This window comes from Halorubrum sp. FL23 (genome assembly GCF_052439115.2).
Taxonomy (GTDB): domain Archaea; phylum Halobacteriota; class Halobacteria; order Halobacteriales; family Haloferacaceae; genus Halorubrum; species Halorubrum persicum.
Genome location: NZ_JBQVRO020000001.1, coordinates 300208 through 316967, shown reverse-complemented (window position 1 = coordinate 316967; position 16760 = coordinate 300208). Strand labels below are relative to the sequence as shown.

The following is a 16760-nucleotide window of genomic DNA, read 5'->3' as shown; positions in this document are numbered from 1 at the left end:
GTCTCAGTCGGCCGCCTGTCCCCCGTCGACGGGGATCGTGTGCCCGGTGATGTAGGAGGCGTCCGACGAGCAGAGGAACGCCACGGGCCCCGCCATCTCCTCCGGATCGGCGATGCGATCCATCGGCACGTCGCGCATCGTCGACGTGTCGAAGTCGGCTCGAAGCGTCCGGATCGCGGTTTTGACCAGCGCGATAGTGGACCTGAGCCGGTCGCGGAACGACGCGGGGCCGGCGCTGCCCGACCCCCCGAGAAGCCCCGACTGAATGTTCGTCTTCGTCGGTCCCGGCGCGATTGCGTTCACGCGGATTCCCCGGCTCGCGTTCTCCAGCGCGACCGACTTCGTGAGTCCGACGACGCCGTGCTTGCTGGCCGCGTAGCTCGAGAGGGCGCCAATCCCGACGAGCCCGGCCATCGAGGCGGTGTTCACGATCGCACCGTGGCCCTGGCGTTTCATCACGGGAAGCTCCGCCTTCAGACAGTTCCAGACGCCCTTCAGGTTCACGTCCATCAGTCGGTCCCACTTCTCTGCCGTCACCTCGGTCGTTTCCACGAAGTCGGTGAGGATCCCGGCGTTGTTGTGTGCGATGTCGAGGCTCCCGTAGGTTTCGACCGCGGCGTCGACCATCTCCTCGACGGAGGACGGGTCGGCCACGTCGACCGTAACGAACGTCGCGTCCCCGCCCGCGTCGGCGATCTGGTCGACGGTCTCGCGCCCGGCGTCGGGGGCGATGTCGGCGACGACGACGTTCGCTCCCTCCTCGGCGAAGCGGAGCGCCGTGGCCCGCCCGATCCCGGAGCTGGCGCCCGTCACGATCGCGGTTTTCCCGGCGAATCGGTTCATAGCGTGTAGTCGTGCTCGCCGGTCTCTGACTCTAAGAACGCCGTCAGTAGGTCGATCGTCGCGGTCACGTCGCCGCCGTCGGCCGTCTCGGTGACGGTGTGGAGGTACCGGGTCGGGACCGAGATGGCCCCGACGGGTTTGGCGCCCGCGGTGTTCTGGAAGCCGGCGGTGTCGGTGCCGCCCGCGGGCAACACCTCGTGCTGGTGGTCGATCCCCTCCTCCTCGGCGACCGAGGTGAGTCGCCTGTGGACCTTCGGGCTAGTGATCACCGAGGAGTCCTTCAGCTTGACCGCGGTGCCCTCGCCCAGTTCGGTCACCGCGTCCGCCGCGTCGCCGATCTGCGGCACGTCGTTCGCGACGGTCACGTCGAGGGCGAGCGCGAGGTCGGGGTCGATGTCGACGCCGAGCGCGGTCGCGCCGCGGAGCCCGACCTCCTCCTGGACCGTCGCCGCGAAGTGGATCGTCACGTCGGGCGATTCGATCCGCGCTGCGGCCTCGAGCGTCGCGAACAGGCAGATCCGGTCGTCGAGCGCCTTCCCCGTGATCCGGTCGCCCATGCGGGTCGTCGTCTGGTCGAGGGTGACGAGGTCGCCGACGCCGACGAGCTCCTCGACCGCCTCGGCGTCGCGCCCCACGTCGATGAACACGTCCGAAACCTCGTCCTCCTGCTCCGCCTGCTCGTCCGTGAGCGTGTGCGGCGGGACGGAGCCGATGACGCCGGTGAGATCCTCCTCCCCGTGGACGGTGACGCGCTGGGCGCGGAGCACCCGGGCGTCGAACCCGCCGAGCGGGTCCACCTGCACGAACCCCTCGTCGGTGACGTGTCGGACCATGAACCCGATCTCGTCCATGTGGGCCGCGACGGCGACCGAGTAGTCGGAGTCGCCCTCGATCGTGGCGACGACGTTCCCCATCGCGTCGGTGCGGACGCGGTCGGCGCGGTCGGCGAACTCGCGGCGGACGATCTCGCGGACCTCGTCTTCGTATCCCGGAACGCCTCGGGCCTCGGTCAACTCGCACAGCAGGTCGTAATCGAAGTTGAACGACATGTCGCCCTCTCGGTCGCCCATCGACAAAGTTCCGCAGGATCCGGGGTACCCCCTCGTCTCGGTCGTTCTGCTGAGAACCCTCAACCGGTTTAGGGTTGTTCCGCAACGCTTTTGCGGTCGCTCCCGGGACGTGGGTGTATGACAGACGTGAAAGCGGAACTCCGCGAACAGTTCTTGGAGGCCTTCGGCGGCGCCGACTTCCCGGTCGAGAACCAGATGGATCTGGTCCCCGCGCTTCCGGACGGACCGGGCACGAAGTTCGAGGCCGGCGACGTGAGCTTCACCGCGATGGAGATGGCCGCGAAGCTCGGCAGCGAGCAGGAGTTCCCCTACGACACCCCCGAAGCGCTCGTCGACGACATCATCGACGGACTCGAGGCGAAGGGGATGCTCTGACGCGTCGGCGCAACGCTGCCCCTTCCTCAGTCGCGTAGTCCACCGCCAGCCGCTGCCGAACCGACCGGCTGACCCCGCCGAGGGGTTGATACGCTCGGAGCCGTAACTGCGAGCGTGGTCGTCGAGCTCATCGGTCTCCTGCCGCCGTGGGTCGCGTTGGGCCTCGCGCTCGGTGCCGTCGCGTCCGCGCTCGTCGCGCTCGCCTTCTACCTCGGGGACCGGTACGTGGGCCCCGCCCCGAGCGACGGCGCCGGCGGTGCCGGCCCGGGAGGCGTCGGGCGCGGCCCCGGCGACGCGGCCGGCACCGAGTCCGGGCGCGCCGCCGACGAGCGACGGCGGCGGGAGATCCGCGAGTACCTGCGAGCGATCGGCGAGCGGTTCGACGAGAACCACGCGTTCGACGGCGTGGCGGTTCCCTTCTACCTCCCCGAACGCGGCGTCGCCATCACCTTCGACGCGCACGACTACTTCAGACTGGAGGGGGAGGGGATCTACACCGTCCTCTGTGAACACGAGATGCCCGGCCGCGGGCTCGGTCGACGGCTCCCCTTCGACGTGACCGAACCCGAGTGGGCAACGGGCGGGGGTGTCGGGAGGGGCGGGCAGCGCGTCGGCGCAGCCGGCCGCGCCGCCGATCGGATCGGCCGAGCGAGCAGCGCGGGCGGGCAAGACCCCGTCGCGGCCGCCTTCGCCGAACTCGACGTGGCGACCGACGCCGACGCCGCCGAGGTGAAGCGCGCCTACCGCGAGCGCGTCAAGGAGACGCACCCGGATCAGGGCGGCGACGAGGAGTCGTTCCGGCGCGTCCGCGAGGCGTACGCGACCGCGCGCAACCACGCAGACGGCGGCGTCCCCGAAAGCGCCTCGCGGTAAACGTTTTCCTCCACCCGTGCCATGTGATGGCACATGGAAGCAGCCAGACTCCACGAGTACACGGACGACATGAGCGAGGGGCTCTCGATCGACGAGGTGGACCGGCCGCACGCGACCGGCGCGAGCGACGTGATCGTCGAGGTCGAGGGCGCGGGGTGGTGCCAGACTGACAACCACATCATCGAGGGGATGTGGACGGAGTACGTGCCACAGGAGCTCCCGTTGACCTTGGGCCACGAGAACGCGGGCACCGTCGTCGAGACCGGCGACGACGTGAGTATCGTCTCTGAGGGTGACCCGGTGATCTGTCACCCGGTCCAGACCTGCGGGACCTGTCGTCCCTGCCGGCTCGGCGAGACGATGTACTGCGAGAACGACGCGTTCAACGGGCTCACCACCGACGGCGGCTTCGCGGAGTACCTCCACACCAGCGAGCGCTCGGTGATCCCCCTCCCGGGCGGCGTCGAACCGATCGACATCGCGCCCCACGCGGACGCGGGGATCACGGCGTATCACGCGGCGAAGAAGGCGGTCGCCGACCTCAACCCCGGCGACCACGCCGTCGTCATCGGCGTCGGCGGCCTCGGCCACATCGGCCTCCAATGCCTGAACGCGATGAGCGCGGCCCGGATCACCGCGGTCGACCTCAAGGAGTCCGCGCTCGATCTCGCGGAGGGGTACGGCGCCGACCACCTCGTCAATCCGGGTGAAGAGGATGTCGCGGCCCAGATCGGGGGGATCACCGACGGAACGGGTGCCGCGCAGGTGCTCGACTTCGTCGGCGAGGACGTGACCACGGCGTACGCGTCGGAGATCACCACCGCCGGCGGCGACCACCACATCATCGGCTACGGCGGGCACATCCACGAACCGGCGCAGGCGCTGGTGAACGGCGAGTTCTCCTTCGTCGGCAACATCGTCGGTCGGTACACCGAGCTCCAAGAGCTGGTCTCGCTCGTCGAACAGGGCGACGTCGACCTCCACACCAGCCGCTACGACCTCGACGAGGTGAACACGGTGGCCGAGAAGCTCGAACACCGTGAGATCGACGGGCGGGCCGTGATCACGCCCTGAGCGCGAAGTCGGTCGACCCCTCCCCGCCCGTTCGCCCCCATCTATTAGTCTCGTTGACGTGATACTGGCAGGTATGAACGCTCGCCGTTGGACGCCGTTCACGTTCATCGCGCCCGATCGCTACGTGGACCGCGACGATCGGTGGCGCTCCTTCGACTTCGAAGCGTGGTCGGAGTCGGAGTACGACTGGACGCAGGACCGGTGGAACGGGATCCGCGATTTCGCCAAACGACCTCGTGAGTGCGTCGACGCCGGACGGGGCGACTGCGAGGATTACGCCCTGGTCGCGCTCGCTTGGGCGTTCGCCAACGACCGCGACGGGATCGGCATCGGGTTCTGCTGGGACCTCCCCTACCCATGGCCGCGACACGTGATCGCGTTCGACGACGAGCGCGTGTACTCGTCGGGCGAGATCACCGAGGAGAGCGTCGACGAGTGGAAGGCCGACTCGAGGTACGCCTTCGTGCTCAAACGCTCCGTGACGGATCCGGCGTGACGGGCGCGGCGCGACCGGCGAACGGGTCTGACCATCGCGCGCCGACGGGGGGAGGCGATTAGAAGTGGCGCTCGACGATGCGTTCGCCCGTCCGAGCCGCGAGCGCCTGGCCCGTGTTCGTCGGGTTCGCGCCACCGACGCCGTTCGCCAGGACGGAGTGGTCGGCGACGAAGAGTCGGTCAACGTCGTACGCCTCGCACGCCTCGTCGACGACTTTCCCCATTCGCATCGTGCTGTGGACGTGGAGCGCGGTCGGCGGCGAGTCGGAGCGGTGGACGTGCGACGCGCCGGCTTCACGCAGGATGTCGGCGGCGATCCGCGCGAGCTCGTCGCGCCGTTGCCGGTCGCCCTCGCTGGGCTCGTAGTTGACGATGGGGATCGGTCCGTGTTCGTCGGCGACCCCCGGCGCGACCGTGACGCCGTTCCGCTGATGGGGACGGTCGTCGCTCACGACGAGGATCTGCAGCATTCGGCGGTAGTCTGAGAGCAGCCGCTTGAGCTCGGTCCCGGCCAATCGGCCTATCGTGTCCCACGGTTCGCCCGCGGTGTCGTTCTGGAACGCGAACCCCGACGCGCTGGCACCGAACCCCAAGATCGCGCCGATCCCCGGCGCGGTGCCGACCGTCTGGAGCATCCCCACGCCCGGGTAGTCGAACCGGGCGGCGATGTCCTGCCCCTCGTGTTGGTCGATCGTGTCGCTGCCGATCGCCTCGTCCAGATCGTCGGGGTCCCACAGTCCCATCACGTTGTCGCCGAAGTGGATCGTCAGCCCGCGACCGACCCACTCGTTCGCCGGGAGATCGGCGTTGAGCCAGAGCCGCGGCGTCTCGATGGCGCCCGCGGCGAGGACGACGACCTCGGCATCGACCTGCTTCACCGACCCCGACCACGTGTCCCGGAACTGCACTCCGGCCACCGTCGGCGTATCGCCGCGGGGCGTCACGGTTACCACGTCCGTGACGAAGGCGTTGGGTCGGATCGTGACGTTGCCGGTGCGCAGCGCGGGCGGGACGAAGCTGACGTTGCTCGCCTTTTTCGCCTTCTCCTCGTACGGGGCGCCGCGCGGATGGGGGTTCCCGGCGATGTTACCGAGCGCGAGGGTGTCGCCCTCGACGTCCGGGTAGGTGAAGTCGCCGTCGTACCCCGCGTCGACGTGGAGCCGCTCGTCCGGCTGTGTGATCGCGTTCGGCTGCGGGCGATATCCCGGCTCCGTCACGTTCAGGTCCTCGATCAGCTCCCAGCCGGCGTCCGCCGCGCCGCGGAAGAACAGCTCCTCCTTGGCGGTGACGGGCGCCGGGGCCACGTCGCACATCTCCTCGACCTCCTGGTAGTAGGGGATCAGGTCGGCGTACTCGATCGGCCAGTGTCCCTGCTCGTCGATCGCCGCCGGGTAGGCGCGCGGATGGCACCCGGTGTAATGCAGCGTGGTTCCGCCGACGCCGGCACACTGTAAGATCGCGCCGTCGCCCGGGAACTTCCGGAACCAGAACCCGCGTTCGTGGTCGGCCGGCCCGAAGACGAGTTTGGTGATCATCTCGAACTCGCGGGTGGTGAACTGCTCGTCGAGCAGGTCGCCGCTCAGGTCCTCCGCGCTCGACGACGCCTCGCCGCCCGGATCCTCGTTCGGACGCGGCCACTGCTCGTTCCCGTAGAACGGGCCGGCCTCGAGCACGAGCACGGAGAGGCCCGCCTCCGCGAGCTTCCACGCCGTGACCGGTCCGTCGCCGCCCGCCCCGACCACGATCGCGTCGTAGCTGTCTTCGACCATCTTCGATCACCCCGACTCCACCGGGAACGGCTCCCGGTAGTCGCTCGTCTCGTAGTCGTTTTCGCGGAACCCCCCCGACTCACGGACGATCCGGACATCCGCCGCCTCGTCGACGGTCGTCCACGTGTCGCCGTCGCCCAGCGGGCTATCGGTCGTTCCGACGTAGCCGCGGAGCGCGGCGTATCCGTTCGCGAACCCCGGAAACCCGGTCTGTCGCCAGCTCTGGACTGCGGACTGGTCGTTCGGGTGGCCGCGTCGGCTCGGCGGCTGGGTGAACTCGTCGTACCCCTGCCACTCGCTGTAGTAGATCATCTCCATGAAGCCGATGACCAGCTGCCCCACGAGACCGGCGTCCAGCTCGAACAGGTCGTCGTCCGTCGGCGTGAACTCGACGTCGAACTCGTCGACGATGGCGATGGCCCGCAGCCGGTCGCGCCGGGAGAGCTTCGCGAACGGCCCGACGACGTCCTCGACGGCCCTCGGCGACGGGTCGTCCGGACCGAGAAGCGACAGCGCCCGGTCCACGTCCGGCTCCTGCTCGTTGTCTCCTCGCTCGACGAGCGTCAGTGCCGCCGAGTCGAGGAGGTGCGCGATCGGGTCCGCGATCGGGATGTTCCCCTGCGGTCCGAGATGGGGGAGGCCGAGCTGGAAGCCGTTGTCGACGTACGTCACGGTGAACGCGTCGAGGTCGACCGCCAGGCCGCCGGAGACGTGCTCGGGGCCGAGCGCCCCCGCGAGTCCCGGCGTCTCGGGGACGACTGCGTCCGCGATCGCCCGAAATGTGACCTTCGTGTGCGGGTCGACATCGGGCCCGATCCCGACGAGTTCGAGGAGCAACCCCCCGGTGGATGTCAGGCTTTGCCACATGACGGACAGCCAGTCGTCTATGCGACTAGTTACCATGGGCGTTAGTCGAACGAGCGGCTAAAAAAGATTATCCCAGTGACATGCGCGCTTCGCGGCCGCGCGGTGCTCGGTTTGGCGGCGGTGTGGCACGTCGATGGCGCGGTGACACGGTGGACCTACCATCTGTGATTAAATATCTCGGACACATGTCGTCACGCATGTGCAAGACAATAACTGTCACGATTGGTGGAACCAGTAACGACCGTCGGCGACGGACGCGTCGGCGCGTGATCGCGCTCGAACCGGGCGCGATCCAGACACAGTCCCGCGCGTCCCGCGCACCGTAACCGACCATGACATCGATCAACGTCTGGGACGCCGTTCGGGTCCCGTTCGACGTCATCCGCAACGGCTACCGGCAGCTGCGAAAGGCGCTGTTTACCGAATCCCGGCCGTCCGGTGAGTACTTCGTGGTAGACGGCTCCGTCGACGAGATCGAAGCGGCGCTCGGCGAGTACAGCTTCGCGCCGAACTGGGAGTTCTCCTACCACAAGCGCGGCGAGGTCATGAACCTCGCCCGCGTGGTACACGAGCGCCACACGATCGACGGCACGACGTACCGCTGGTGGCAGACGCATCTGCGCGGCTGGCGCAACGACGACGGCCAGATCGAACTCCACGCGCACTGGGAGCTCGAGCCGACCGAGAACGGGAATCCCCACATCGACGGCGTCGGCTTCGATTTCGACCGCGGGATGGCCACGCTGCGGTCGTTTCTCGACGAGGCCGGGATGGAGTACGAGTCGACGACGGTCGAACCGGAGCGGTCCGACGGCTGACGGCCACCTCGCCGGTGACTACCGGCGAAGCCGCTTCCGGAGCGCGTATCCGGCGGCGATCGCCACCCCGATACCCGCCAATCCCGTGAACACGGCGGTCCGACGAGGCGGGCGGTTCGCCTCCGGCGGCGCCTCGCGCCACGCCGCCTGCCCCGCCTCGACGTACTCCTCGACGGAGTCGTGCGGGACCACGTCGAACTCGACCGTCCCCGCGTGGTCGACGGGGTCGATCAGCGAGCGCAACGCGTCGACGAACCGACGAGCGTCCGCCTCGCTCCCCCACTCGTACAGCTCGAGAAACTCGCCCGGCTGCTCACCCGCCAGCCAGAGCTTGCGCCGGAATCCGGGGAGCCCCGCGAAAAACGGCGTCGCGACGTTCGCGAGCGGATCGAACAGGGCGGTCCGGAACGGCCCGCGAGCCGCCGGATCGGTCACCCGCATCCGGAAGACGAGGACCGCACCCCCCTCGGCCTCGTCCGATCCGGCCGACCGCCGCACCGTCTCTCGATAGACGACGAAGGTGGTCCCGTCCGCCGTCTCGACCGTGTCCTGAAGCCGTCCCTCCGGAAACTCGATGTCGCCGCGGAGCAGGTAGCTGACGGAGCGCAGTGCGGCCCGGCCGAGCGTCGCGCCGTCGCGAAGGTTCATACGCGGAATGTATCAACCACTCATAATGAATGTTTCCGCGGCTGCGGACGCCGTCGCGGAGGAGACCCAAACCGGCGTTTCACCCACGGAAGACATTTAATTTCCCGCTCACGACTCTTCGGGTATGGACGACGCTCCCCGGTCCGAGTTCGAACTCTCGTCTCCGCGGCGGTGGACGCTGATCGCGGGCGTCTACGCGTTCGGCTGTGCCACCGTCACGGCGCTCCTGCTCTCCGACATGCTCGGACTGTTCGCCGAGGTGATCGGCCTTCCGGCCGCGCTGTCGATGCCGCTCCTCGCCTCGCCCGCGCTCGTCGCCGGTGCGGGTCTCTGGTGGGCCCTCGTCGAGCGGTTGGGGACCGTCACGTACCCTCGCGGAGCCGCGTTCGGACTGCTCACCGCCCTCCTCACCGGCGCCGTGTGGACGGGCCGGTTCGTGCTCGTCTGGGGGCCGGAGATGCTCACGGCCGGTCCCGTGCCGCTGCTCGTCGGGTTCGTGCTCGGCGCGGTCGCCGTCGCGGGCGTCCTCGTCGGCCTCCCGATCACCTTCGTTCGCCGACGGAATCGGACGCGGTCGGACGCCGCCGGGACCGCTAACTCCTTGTGACCGGCGCGCACACCCTTCCCCATGGACGAGAACGGCGCCGCCGACGCCGGTTCCCCCGGCCCCGCGGCCGACCCGCTCGCGGACGAGGACGTGTTCCGGGTGCTCGACGCCGACGGGCGACCGCTGCCGGACGCGACGATCCCCGACCTCTCGGACGAGCGCTTCCGCGCCATCTACCGCGATCTGGTGGTCACTCGCCGGTTCGACGAGCGCGCGGTGAGCCTCCAGCGACAGGGACGGATCGGCACGTACGCACCCTGTGCGGGCCAGGAGGGGTCGGCGGTCGGATCGACGCACGCGCTCGCCGACCGCGACCTGATCAGCTACCAGTACCGCGAGCACGGCGCGGTCGTCGTGCGCGACCTCCTCACGGAGTACCTCCCCTACTGGATGGGCCACGAGTCGGGGACCGAAGCGATCGCCGGGGGGAACGTCTTCCCGCTGAACATCGGCATCGCGGCGCACCTCCCGCACGCGGTGGGGGCCGCGTGGGCGTTCGACTATCGGGACGACGATCGGGTCGTGGCCGTACACTTCGGCGACGGCGCGACCAGCGAGGGCGACTTCCACGAGGCGATGAACTTCGCGGGCGTCTTCGGCACGCCGACCCTCTTCTGCTGTCACAACAACGGCTGGGCGATCTCGATCCCCGAAGCGCGCCAGACCGCGAGCGACACCTTCGCCGCGAAGGCGATCGCCTACGGCTTCGACGGCGTCCGCGTCGACGGGATGGACCCCCTCGCGAGCTACGCGGTCACGCTGGAGGCGGCGGAGCAGGCGCGGGAAGGCGGCTCGGCGGACGAGCCGGCGGGCGACGGCGCCACCCGCCCGGCCCTGATCGAGTTCGTCGAGTACCGGTTCGGCGCCCACACCACCGCCGACGACCCGACCGCCTACCGCGACGCCGACGACGTGGACCCGTGGCGGGCGCTCGACCCCGTCGACCGGATGGAGGGGTTCCTGCGCGAGACCGGGCGGATCGACGACGAGGGCGTCGCGTCGATCCGCGAGGAGGCGGACGCGATCGTCGCCGACGCGATCGACTTCGCCGAGTCGATCGCTCCCGATCCGGCCGACATGTTCGACGACGCGTACGCCGATCTCCCGCCGGAGATCCGCCGTCAGCGCGACGACCTGCTCGCGGCCGTCGACGAGCACGGCGAGGAGTCGTTCCGGCGCGAGGAGTGACGCCGGCGAGCCGTCGCGGCGCGCGTTACAGGTACCGCCTCGTCGTCTCGGCGGCCGTTCGCCCGCTCTCGAGGGCGCCCTGAATCGACGACCACTCCGTGTAGTCGCCCGCGAGCACGACCGGCCCCTCGGGGTCGTCCGGGTCCGGGAGGTCGGCGTGGACGCCCGGCGGCTGCGCGAACTGTGCGAACCGGATCCGGTGGACGTCGACGGTCTCCAAGCCGTCGACGTCGCGGTCGGGGAACCACGCGCGCAGGGCGTCGCACACGTCGTCGCGCAGGGCGTCCGCGGGGCGGTCCAGCGACTCCTCGCCGAGGAACGTCGCGGCGAGCAGCGCGCGGTCGTCGGGGGCGTACTCGGGCGCGACCTCCGACATCGGGACCACGGCGTTCGGCGAGTCGCCGGCGGCGTTGAGCAGGATCCGCTTGCCCGTCTCGAAGGATTCGCCCGCGGGGAGCGTGTACCACCCGGTCACGTTCGGGACGCCGTCCGTCGGAACCGACTCGACGCCCGTGAGCCGCCGGGCCTCCGGGGGCGTGGTCGCGACGACGACCGCGTCGGTCTCGCGCGTCGACCCGTCCGCCAGTTCGACGGTCGCGCCCGCGGCGTCGTCGCTGCCGGTCCGGAACGGGACCCGCCCCTGTCCGGCGGTCCGGACCGACTCGACGTCTTCGCCGGTCTCGATCGTCACGCCCGCCTCGCGGGCGCGGGCGGCGAGCGCTTCGGGGAGCGCGGCCATCCCCCCCGCGGGGACGCCGATGGCGCCGCGGCCCATCGCGCGGAACGTGTACTCGAAGACGTGCTTCGAGGTCGACAGGGTTCTGTCGAGGGTGATCCCGCCGTAGAACGGCTCGACGAAGTGTTCGACGTAGTCGTCCGCGAACCCCCAGTCGCGGAGGTACTCGCGGATCGAGGCGTCCCGCCCGGCGAAGAACTCGTCCTCGTCGCGCTTCGTGAGGTCGTACCGGAGCGCGAGCGTCCGGAGCTTGTCGGAGAAGGAGACCTCGTCGTTCAGCAGCGAGGGAATCGCTCCGCGGGGGTCGCGGAGCGGGTCCGAGAGCACCGAGCGGGACCCCGGGCGACAGATCGTCGCGCCGGGCGCGAACCGGCGGACGTCGAGGGCGTCGGCGTCGACCTCGCTCGCGACCGCCGGGTAGCTCGTGAACAACACCTGAAAGCCGCGGTCGAGGGTGAACCCGTCGACGGTCTCCGTCCGCACGCGCCCGCCGACTTCGGGCCGTCGCTCGTACAGCGTCACGTCCGCGCCCGCCTCGGCGAGCCGGGTCGCCGCGACGAGCCCCGCGAGCCCGCCGCCGACGACGGTAGCGTCTCCGTGCATACGTGACTCATCGGGTCGCGAGTTTATAAGCGACCGTAGGATGTCCACGGTCGGGCGCGGCGGTCGACGCCGCCGAGAGGGAAGCGATTAGTCGTCGCCGCCGCAAGGGTTCGTATGGAGTCGACGGAGACGACGACGGCGTTCCGCGGGCTGGAGAGTCGCGCGTCGGGTCGCGTCCACGAGACCGCGGACCCGACGACGGTGTCGGCCGAGGAACAGGCGCGCGGGCTCGACCCCGCCTACGACTACGACGCGGTCGATCCCGAGACGCTGCTGGGGTCGCCCCAGGACGGTCCGGCCGGGGCGGGGCGCGGTCACTGGCGCTTCGACGCCCTGCTACCGTTCCCGGCCGACGCCGCGATCTCGGCGGGCGAGGGCGCCACGCCGCTCGTCCCGACGGAGCGGCTCGCGGACGAGCTCGACGTGGAGTCGGTGTACGTGAAAGACGAGGGGCGGAACCCGACCGGGACCGTGCTCGACCGCGGCCTCTCGGTCGCGCTCACCGCCGTCGCGGCGCGGGCCGCGGAGGGGGCGGACGTGGAGCCGCTCGCGTGCGCGAGCCCGGGCAACGCCGGGCAGTCGATGGCGGCGTACGCGGGGCGGGCCGACCTGCGCTCGTACGCGTTCGTCCCCTCGCGGTGCGCCTTCTCGAACAAGGCGATGACGAACGTCCACGGCGGCGACATGCGCGTCGTCGGCGGGCGGTTCCCGGACGCGGCCGACGCCGTCGACGAACAGCTGGAGACCGACTACACCGACCTCGGGGAGTTCGCGACGCCGTACCGCCACGACGGGGTGAAGACGCTCGCGTTCGAGCTGGTCGCCGACCTCGGCGCGGCGCCCGACGTGGTGGTCGTCCCGACCGGCTCCGGCGAGGTCGTCGCCGGGGTGTACAAGGGGTTCTCCGAGCTGGAACGCGTCGGCGCGATCGACGCCGTCCCGAGGGTCGTCGCGGCGCAGGCCGCGGGCTGTGCGCCGATCGCGGCCGCGTTCGAGCGCGACCTCGACGAGCCGGAGCCGTGGTCGACGCCCGACACGATCTGCGGCGAGCTGGAGATCGCCGACCCGGCGGGCGGTGCGGCCGCGCTCGAGGCGGTCCGGGAGAGCGGCGGTACGGCGGTGGGCGTCGAGGACGAGGACATCCTCGCGAGCGCGGTCGCCGTCGCGCAGAACGAGGTGATGGAGATGGGCGCCACCGGCGGGGCCGCGCCCGCCGGCGCGTGGGCGCTCAAGGAGGACGGGTTCTTCGACGGCGACGAGACGGTGGTCCTCGTCAACAGCGACGCCGGGCTCAAGACGCCGGACGTGCTGCGCAGCCACCTGATGGGACAGGGGATATAGACTCCTCGCCGTCGTGGGGACGGTCGGGGAACCGTTTTTACGTCGCCCGGCGTACGTGTACCCATGTACGTCCGCGACGCCAAGAACCGTGACGAGGCGTGGTTACTGGACGCGATCGAGCAGCTGGGGCTCGACGACGTCGCCTTTCGGTCGCGGGACTACGTGATCGCGGTCGACGAGGAGTCCGGCGACCGGGCGGGGTTCGGCCGGCTCCGGCTACACCGCGGCGGCGAGGACGCGGAGAACCGGATCGAGGTCACCGGGATCGGCGTGCTCCCCGAGTGGCGCGGTCGCGGCGTCGGCGCGCACGTGGTCGAGCGCCTCGTCGACACCGCGGCCACCGACCGGTTCGAGACGGTGTACGTGCTCACCGACCAGCCCGAGTACCTGACCCAGTTCGGCTTCGAGGAGGTCGCCACCGACGACCTCCCCGAGGCGCTCTCGGACCGGATCGCGGAGAAGCGCGAGTTCCTCGGCGGCGGCGTGGTCGGCCTGCGGCTGGCCGTCGACGAGTTCGAGATGCCCGACCGGTTCCGGGAGGCGTTCAAGAAGGCCGAACCCGCCGAGGCCGCGGCCGACACGACCGAATCGCCGGAGGACTTCGGGATCGACCCCGACGAGGCGACGTACAAGTACGACACCGGTCGCTAGCGACCGGCTCTCCGGTCGTCCCCTTCTCGGTCGCCTCCGGCTCACAGTGGCTCCCGCCTCGACCGCGATCCGACCGCTTATCGGCTCGCCGGTCGACGCCACCGTATGGACCTGATCGAGGCCGCGCGCGACGCGCTCGACGACGCGCACGTCCCGTACTCCGAGTACCGCGTCGGCGCCGCGCTCCGAACCGCCGACGGCACCGTCTACACCGGCTGTAACATCGAGAACGCCAACTACTCCAACAGCCTCCACGCCGAGGAGGTCGCGCTCGCGGAGGCGGTGAAGAACGGCCACCGCGAGTTCGACCGAATCGCCGTCACGTCGGGCGTCCGAGACGGCGTCACTCCCTGCGGGATGTGCCGGCAGTCGCTCGCGGAGTTCGCCGCCGCCGACCTCGTCGTTATCTGTGACGAGGGCGACGGCGAGACCAGCGAGTACTCGCTCGGCGAACTGCTCCCGAACACCATCTCGGAGGGGACGCTCGACGACGCCCGCGGCGTTTGAAACGCGCCGAGCAGCCGAGACGGAACTCCTTTTAAACGGCTCGCCGAAGGGCGGAGACATGACCGACAAGAGCGACCGGAGCGAGGACCCGAACGACGAGGCGGCGTACCACGTCGAGGTCGGCCCCGGCGACGTTGCGGACGCCGTGCTCCTCCCCGGCAACCCCGAGCGCGTGGACAAGGTCACGGCGCTGTGGGACGACCACGAGGAGGTCGCCTCCCACCGCGAGTACCGCACCGCGACCGGCGCCTACGAGGACGCGCCGATCTCCGTCACTTCGACCGGGATCGGATCGCCGTCGGCCGCCATCGCGGTCGAGGAGTTGGCGCGCGTCGGCGTCGACACGTTCATCCGGGTCGGCTCCTGCGGCGCGATCCAGCCCGGGATGGACGTGGGCGATCTGGTGATCACGACCGGCGCGGTCCGGCAGGAGGGGACCAGCGACGAGTACGTCCGGGAGGATTACCCGGCGGCCGCCGACGGCGAGGTCGTCTCGGCGCTCGTCGCCGCCGCCGAACGGCTCGGGTACGATTACCACACCGGCGTGACGATGAGCGCCGACTCCTTCTACGCCGGGCAGGGTCGCCCCGGGTTCGAGGGGTTCGAGGCGGCCGGCTCCGACGAGCTGGTCGCGGAGTTGCAGGACGCGAACGTGAAGAACATCGAGATGGAGGCGTCGGCGATCCTCACGATCGCGAACGTGTACGGGCTCCGAGCGGGCGCGGTCTGCTCCGTCTACGCGAACCGGGTCACCGGCGAGTTCCGGACCGAGGGCGAGTCGCGGGCGGCCGAGACCGCGAGCCTCGCGGTGAAACTCCTCGCCCGGATGGACGAGGTCAAGCGGGAGGCGGGCGCCGACCGCTGGCACGCCGGGCTCTCCCTCTGACCGGCGGCGCCGGCCCGATCGTCGGATCGGCCCGATCGGTCAACTGACGACGGCGTCAGCGACGTTCCAAAGCGACTTTACCCGCGGACCGCGGAGCGACAGGCATGACAACACAGGTCGTCGTCGTCGGCTCCGGCTACGCCGGCGCAGGGGCGGTGAAGGCGTTCGAGGACGAGGTCGGCGATGGCGAGGCCGAGCTCACGTGGATCTCGGAGCACGACTACCACCTCGTTCTCCACGAGGTCCACCGCGCGATCCGCAACCCCGCGGTCGCCGAGAAGATCACCATCCCCGTCGACGAGATCAAATCCCCCGACTCGGAGTTCGTGCAGGGTCGCGTCGTCGACGTCGACACCGACGACCGCGTCGTCGAGACCGACGACGGGACGACCGTCGACTACGACTACCTCCTGCTCGGCGTCGGCTCCACGACCGCCTTCTTCGGCATCGAGGGGCTGAAGGAGAACGCCCACCAGCTCAAGAGCCTCGACGACGCGAAGGCGATCCACGAGGACGTTCGGTCGGCCGCCGCGGAGGCGACCCGCTCCGACCCTGTCGAGGTCATCGTCGGCGGCGCCGGGCTTTCGGGCATCCAGACCGCGGGCGAGATCGCGGAGTACCGCGACAAACACCGCGCCCCCATCGACATCAAACTCGTCGAGGGCCTCGACGAGGTTTTCCCCGGGAACGACCCCCAGGTGCAGGGCGCGCTCCGCCAGCGGCTCGAAGACGCCGACATCGACATCCTCACGGGCGACTTCATTTCGAAGGCCGACGAGGACGCGGTCTACCTCGGCGGCGGCGAGGACGAGGACCCCGAGGAGCTCACCTACGACGTGCTGATCTGGACCGGCGGCATCACGGGCCAGCCCGAACTGGAGAGCGTCGAGGTCGAGAAGGACGATCGCTCGAACCGCGTCCACGCCGCCTCGGACTTCACCACCAGCGACGACCGCGTGTTCGCCATCGGCGACACCGCGCTCATCGAGCAGGGCGACGACGACGTGGCCCCGCCGACCGCGCAGGCCGCCTGGCAGGCCGCGGAGGTCGCCGGCGAGAACCTCGCGCGCGCCGCCCGCGGCGCGCCGCTCCAGTCGTGGCAGCACAGCGACAAGGGGACCGTCATCTCGGTCGGCGAGGACGCGGTCGCCCACGACGTGGTGGGGATGCCGATCAAGACGTTCGGCGGCACCCCCGCGAAGCTGCTGAAGAAGTCGATCGCGGTGCGGTGGATCGCGAAGGTCTCCTCGGCCGGACGCGGCGTGAGCGCGTTCGGCGACATGTAACGCCCGGCGACGAGAACCAAGCGCGGCGCGGCGTTTTTTGACTCCGGTGGACGGCTCCGACAGTCGTCGATCCCCGTCCACGTCTCGACACCGGCTTCAGCGACGGCGACGGCGCGAGCGCAG

General features: G+C 70.2%; 17 protein-coding genes and 1 pseudogene. 12 read left to right on the top strand and 6 right to left on the bottom strand.

Annotated features, from left to right (window positions below; genetic code table 11):
• Positions 1 to 3 precede the first annotated feature (3 nt).
• Complete coding sequence (locus ACT4MF_RS01615) at positions 4 to 843, bottom strand: SDR family NAD(P)-dependent oxidoreductase (RefSeq protein ID WP_444681527.1); 840 nt, start codon at positions 841 to 843, stop codon at positions 4 to 6.
• Complete coding sequence (locus ACT4MF_RS01610) at positions 840 to 1892, bottom strand: M42 family metallopeptidase (RefSeq protein WP_444681577.1); 1053 nt, start codon at positions 1890 to 1892, stop codon at positions 840 to 842. Before ACT4MF_RS01610 ends, ACT4MF_RS01615 begins: the two co-directional genes overlap by 4 nt.
• A 138-nt stretch (positions 1893 to 2030) precedes the next feature.
• Here ACT4MF_RS01610 and ACT4MF_RS01605 point away from each other — a divergent pair, with 138 nt between their 5' ends.
• The 4 genes from ACT4MF_RS01605 to ACT4MF_RS01590 all read left to right on the top strand — a co-directional run bounded on the left by ACT4MF_RS01605 (position 2031) and on the right by ACT4MF_RS01590 (position 4731).
• On the top strand, positions 2031 to 2288 hold the full coding sequence (locus ACT4MF_RS01605; RefSeq protein ID WP_099254731.1) for an MTH865 family protein: 258 nt from the start codon (positions 2031 to 2033) through the stop codon (positions 2286 to 2288).
• A 114-nt stretch (positions 2289 to 2402) separates the two neighbouring features.
• Positions 2403 to 3161, top strand: coding sequence for a J domain-containing protein (locus tag ACT4MF_RS01600; protein WP_444681526.1), 759 nt, complete (start codon positions 2403 to 2405; stop codon positions 3159 to 3161).
• 33 nt (positions 3162 to 3194) lie between these two features.
• Positions 3195 to 4235, top strand: a complete 1041-nt coding sequence (locus ACT4MF_RS01595) for an NAD(P)-dependent alcohol dehydrogenase (RefSeq protein ID WP_444681525.1) — start codon at positions 3195 to 3197, stop codon at positions 4233 to 4235.
• Positions 4236 to 4308: 73 nt separating this feature from the next.
• The gene (locus tag ACT4MF_RS01590; protein ID WP_099254733.1) at positions 4309 to 4731 is read left to right on the top strand and encodes a hypothetical protein; all 423 of its coding nucleotides are present in this window, start codon (positions 4309 to 4311) and stop codon (positions 4729 to 4731) included.
• Between the two features lie 58 nt (positions 4732 to 4789).
• On the opposite strand, the gene ACT4MF_RS01585 is transcribed toward ACT4MF_RS01590, so the two are convergent.
• Both ACT4MF_RS01585 and ACT4MF_RS01580 read right to left on the bottom strand, forming a co-directional pair.
• Positions 4790 to 6499: a GMC oxidoreductase gene (locus tag ACT4MF_RS01585; protein ID WP_444681524.1), complete on the bottom strand. Its 1710-nt coding sequence runs from the start codon at positions 6497 to 6499 to the stop codon at positions 4790 to 4792.
• Between the two features lie 6 nt (positions 6500 to 6505).
• Positions 6506 to 7402: a hypothetical protein gene (locus tag ACT4MF_RS01580; protein WP_444681523.1), complete on the bottom strand. Its 897-nt coding sequence runs from the start codon at positions 7400 to 7402 to the stop codon at positions 6506 to 6508.
• A 296-nt stretch (positions 7403 to 7698) separates the two neighbouring features.
• On the opposite strand from ACT4MF_RS01580, the gene ACT4MF_RS01575 reads away from it, so the two are divergent.
• Positions 7699 to 8184, top strand: coding sequence for a hypothetical protein (locus ACT4MF_RS01575; RefSeq protein ID WP_444681522.1), 486 nt, complete (start codon positions 7699 to 7701; stop codon positions 8182 to 8184).
• A gap of 18 nt (positions 8185 to 8202) precedes the next feature.
• Here the strand turns inward: ACT4MF_RS01575 and ACT4MF_RS01570 are convergent, their stop codons facing one another.
• Positions 8203 to 8832, bottom strand: coding sequence for a hypothetical protein (locus tag ACT4MF_RS01570; protein WP_444681521.1), 630 nt, complete (start codon positions 8830 to 8832; stop codon positions 8203 to 8205).
• A gap of 124 nt (positions 8833 to 8956) precedes the next feature.
• Here ACT4MF_RS01570 and ACT4MF_RS01565 point away from each other — a divergent pair, with 124 nt between their 5' ends.
• Together ACT4MF_RS01565 and ACT4MF_RS01560 are read left to right on the top strand one after the other, a co-directional pair.
• A complete protein-coding gene (locus tag ACT4MF_RS01565) occupies positions 8957 to 9439 on the top strand; it encodes a hypothetical protein (protein ID WP_099254738.1) in 483 nt (160 codons plus the stop codon).
• Between the two features lie 21 nt (positions 9440 to 9460).
• The gene (locus tag ACT4MF_RS01560) at positions 9461 to 10627 is read left to right on the top strand and encodes a thiamine pyrophosphate-dependent dehydrogenase E1 component subunit alpha (protein WP_444681520.1); all 1167 of its coding nucleotides are present in this window, start codon (positions 9461 to 9463) and stop codon (positions 10625 to 10627) included.
• A gap of 106 nt (positions 10628 to 10733) precedes the next feature.
• Here the strand turns inward: ACT4MF_RS01560 and ACT4MF_RS01555 are convergent.
• Positions 10734 to 11966: pseudogene (locus tag ACT4MF_RS01555) on the bottom strand (NAD(P)/FAD-dependent oxidoreductase); the annotation flags it as partial.
• A gap of 114 nt (positions 11967 to 12080) precedes the next feature.
• On the opposite strand from ACT4MF_RS01555, the gene ACT4MF_RS01550 reads away from it, so the two are divergent.
• The 5 genes from ACT4MF_RS01550 (at position 12081) to ACT4MF_RS01530 (ending at position 16637) form a co-directional block, all read left to right on the top strand.
• The gene (locus ACT4MF_RS01550; protein ID WP_444681519.1) at positions 12081 to 13307 is read left to right on the top strand and encodes a pyridoxal-phosphate dependent enzyme; all 1227 of its coding nucleotides are present in this window, start codon (positions 12081 to 12083) and stop codon (positions 13305 to 13307) included.
• A gap of 63 nt (positions 13308 to 13370) precedes the next feature.
• Positions 13371 to 13958, top strand: a complete 588-nt coding sequence (locus tag ACT4MF_RS01545) for a GNAT family N-acetyltransferase (RefSeq protein ID WP_099254742.1) — start codon at positions 13371 to 13373, stop codon at positions 13956 to 13958.
• Between the two features lie 105 nt (positions 13959 to 14063).
• The gene (gene cdd, locus ACT4MF_RS01540; protein WP_444681518.1) at positions 14064 to 14465 is read left to right on the top strand and encodes a cytidine deaminase; all 402 of its coding nucleotides are present in this window, start codon (positions 14064 to 14066) and stop codon (positions 14463 to 14465) included.
• 58 nt (positions 14466 to 14523) lie between these two features.
• Entirely contained in the window at positions 14524 to 15351 is an 828-nt protein-coding gene (locus ACT4MF_RS01535; protein ID WP_444681517.1) for a nucleoside phosphorylase, read from the top strand.
• A 104-nt stretch (positions 15352 to 15455) separates the two neighbouring features.
• Positions 15456 to 16637, top strand: coding sequence for an NAD(P)/FAD-dependent oxidoreductase (locus tag ACT4MF_RS01530; RefSeq protein WP_099254745.1), 1182 nt, complete (start codon positions 15456 to 15458; stop codon positions 16635 to 16637).
• The last annotated feature ends 123 nt before the right edge of the window (positions 16638 to 16760 follow it).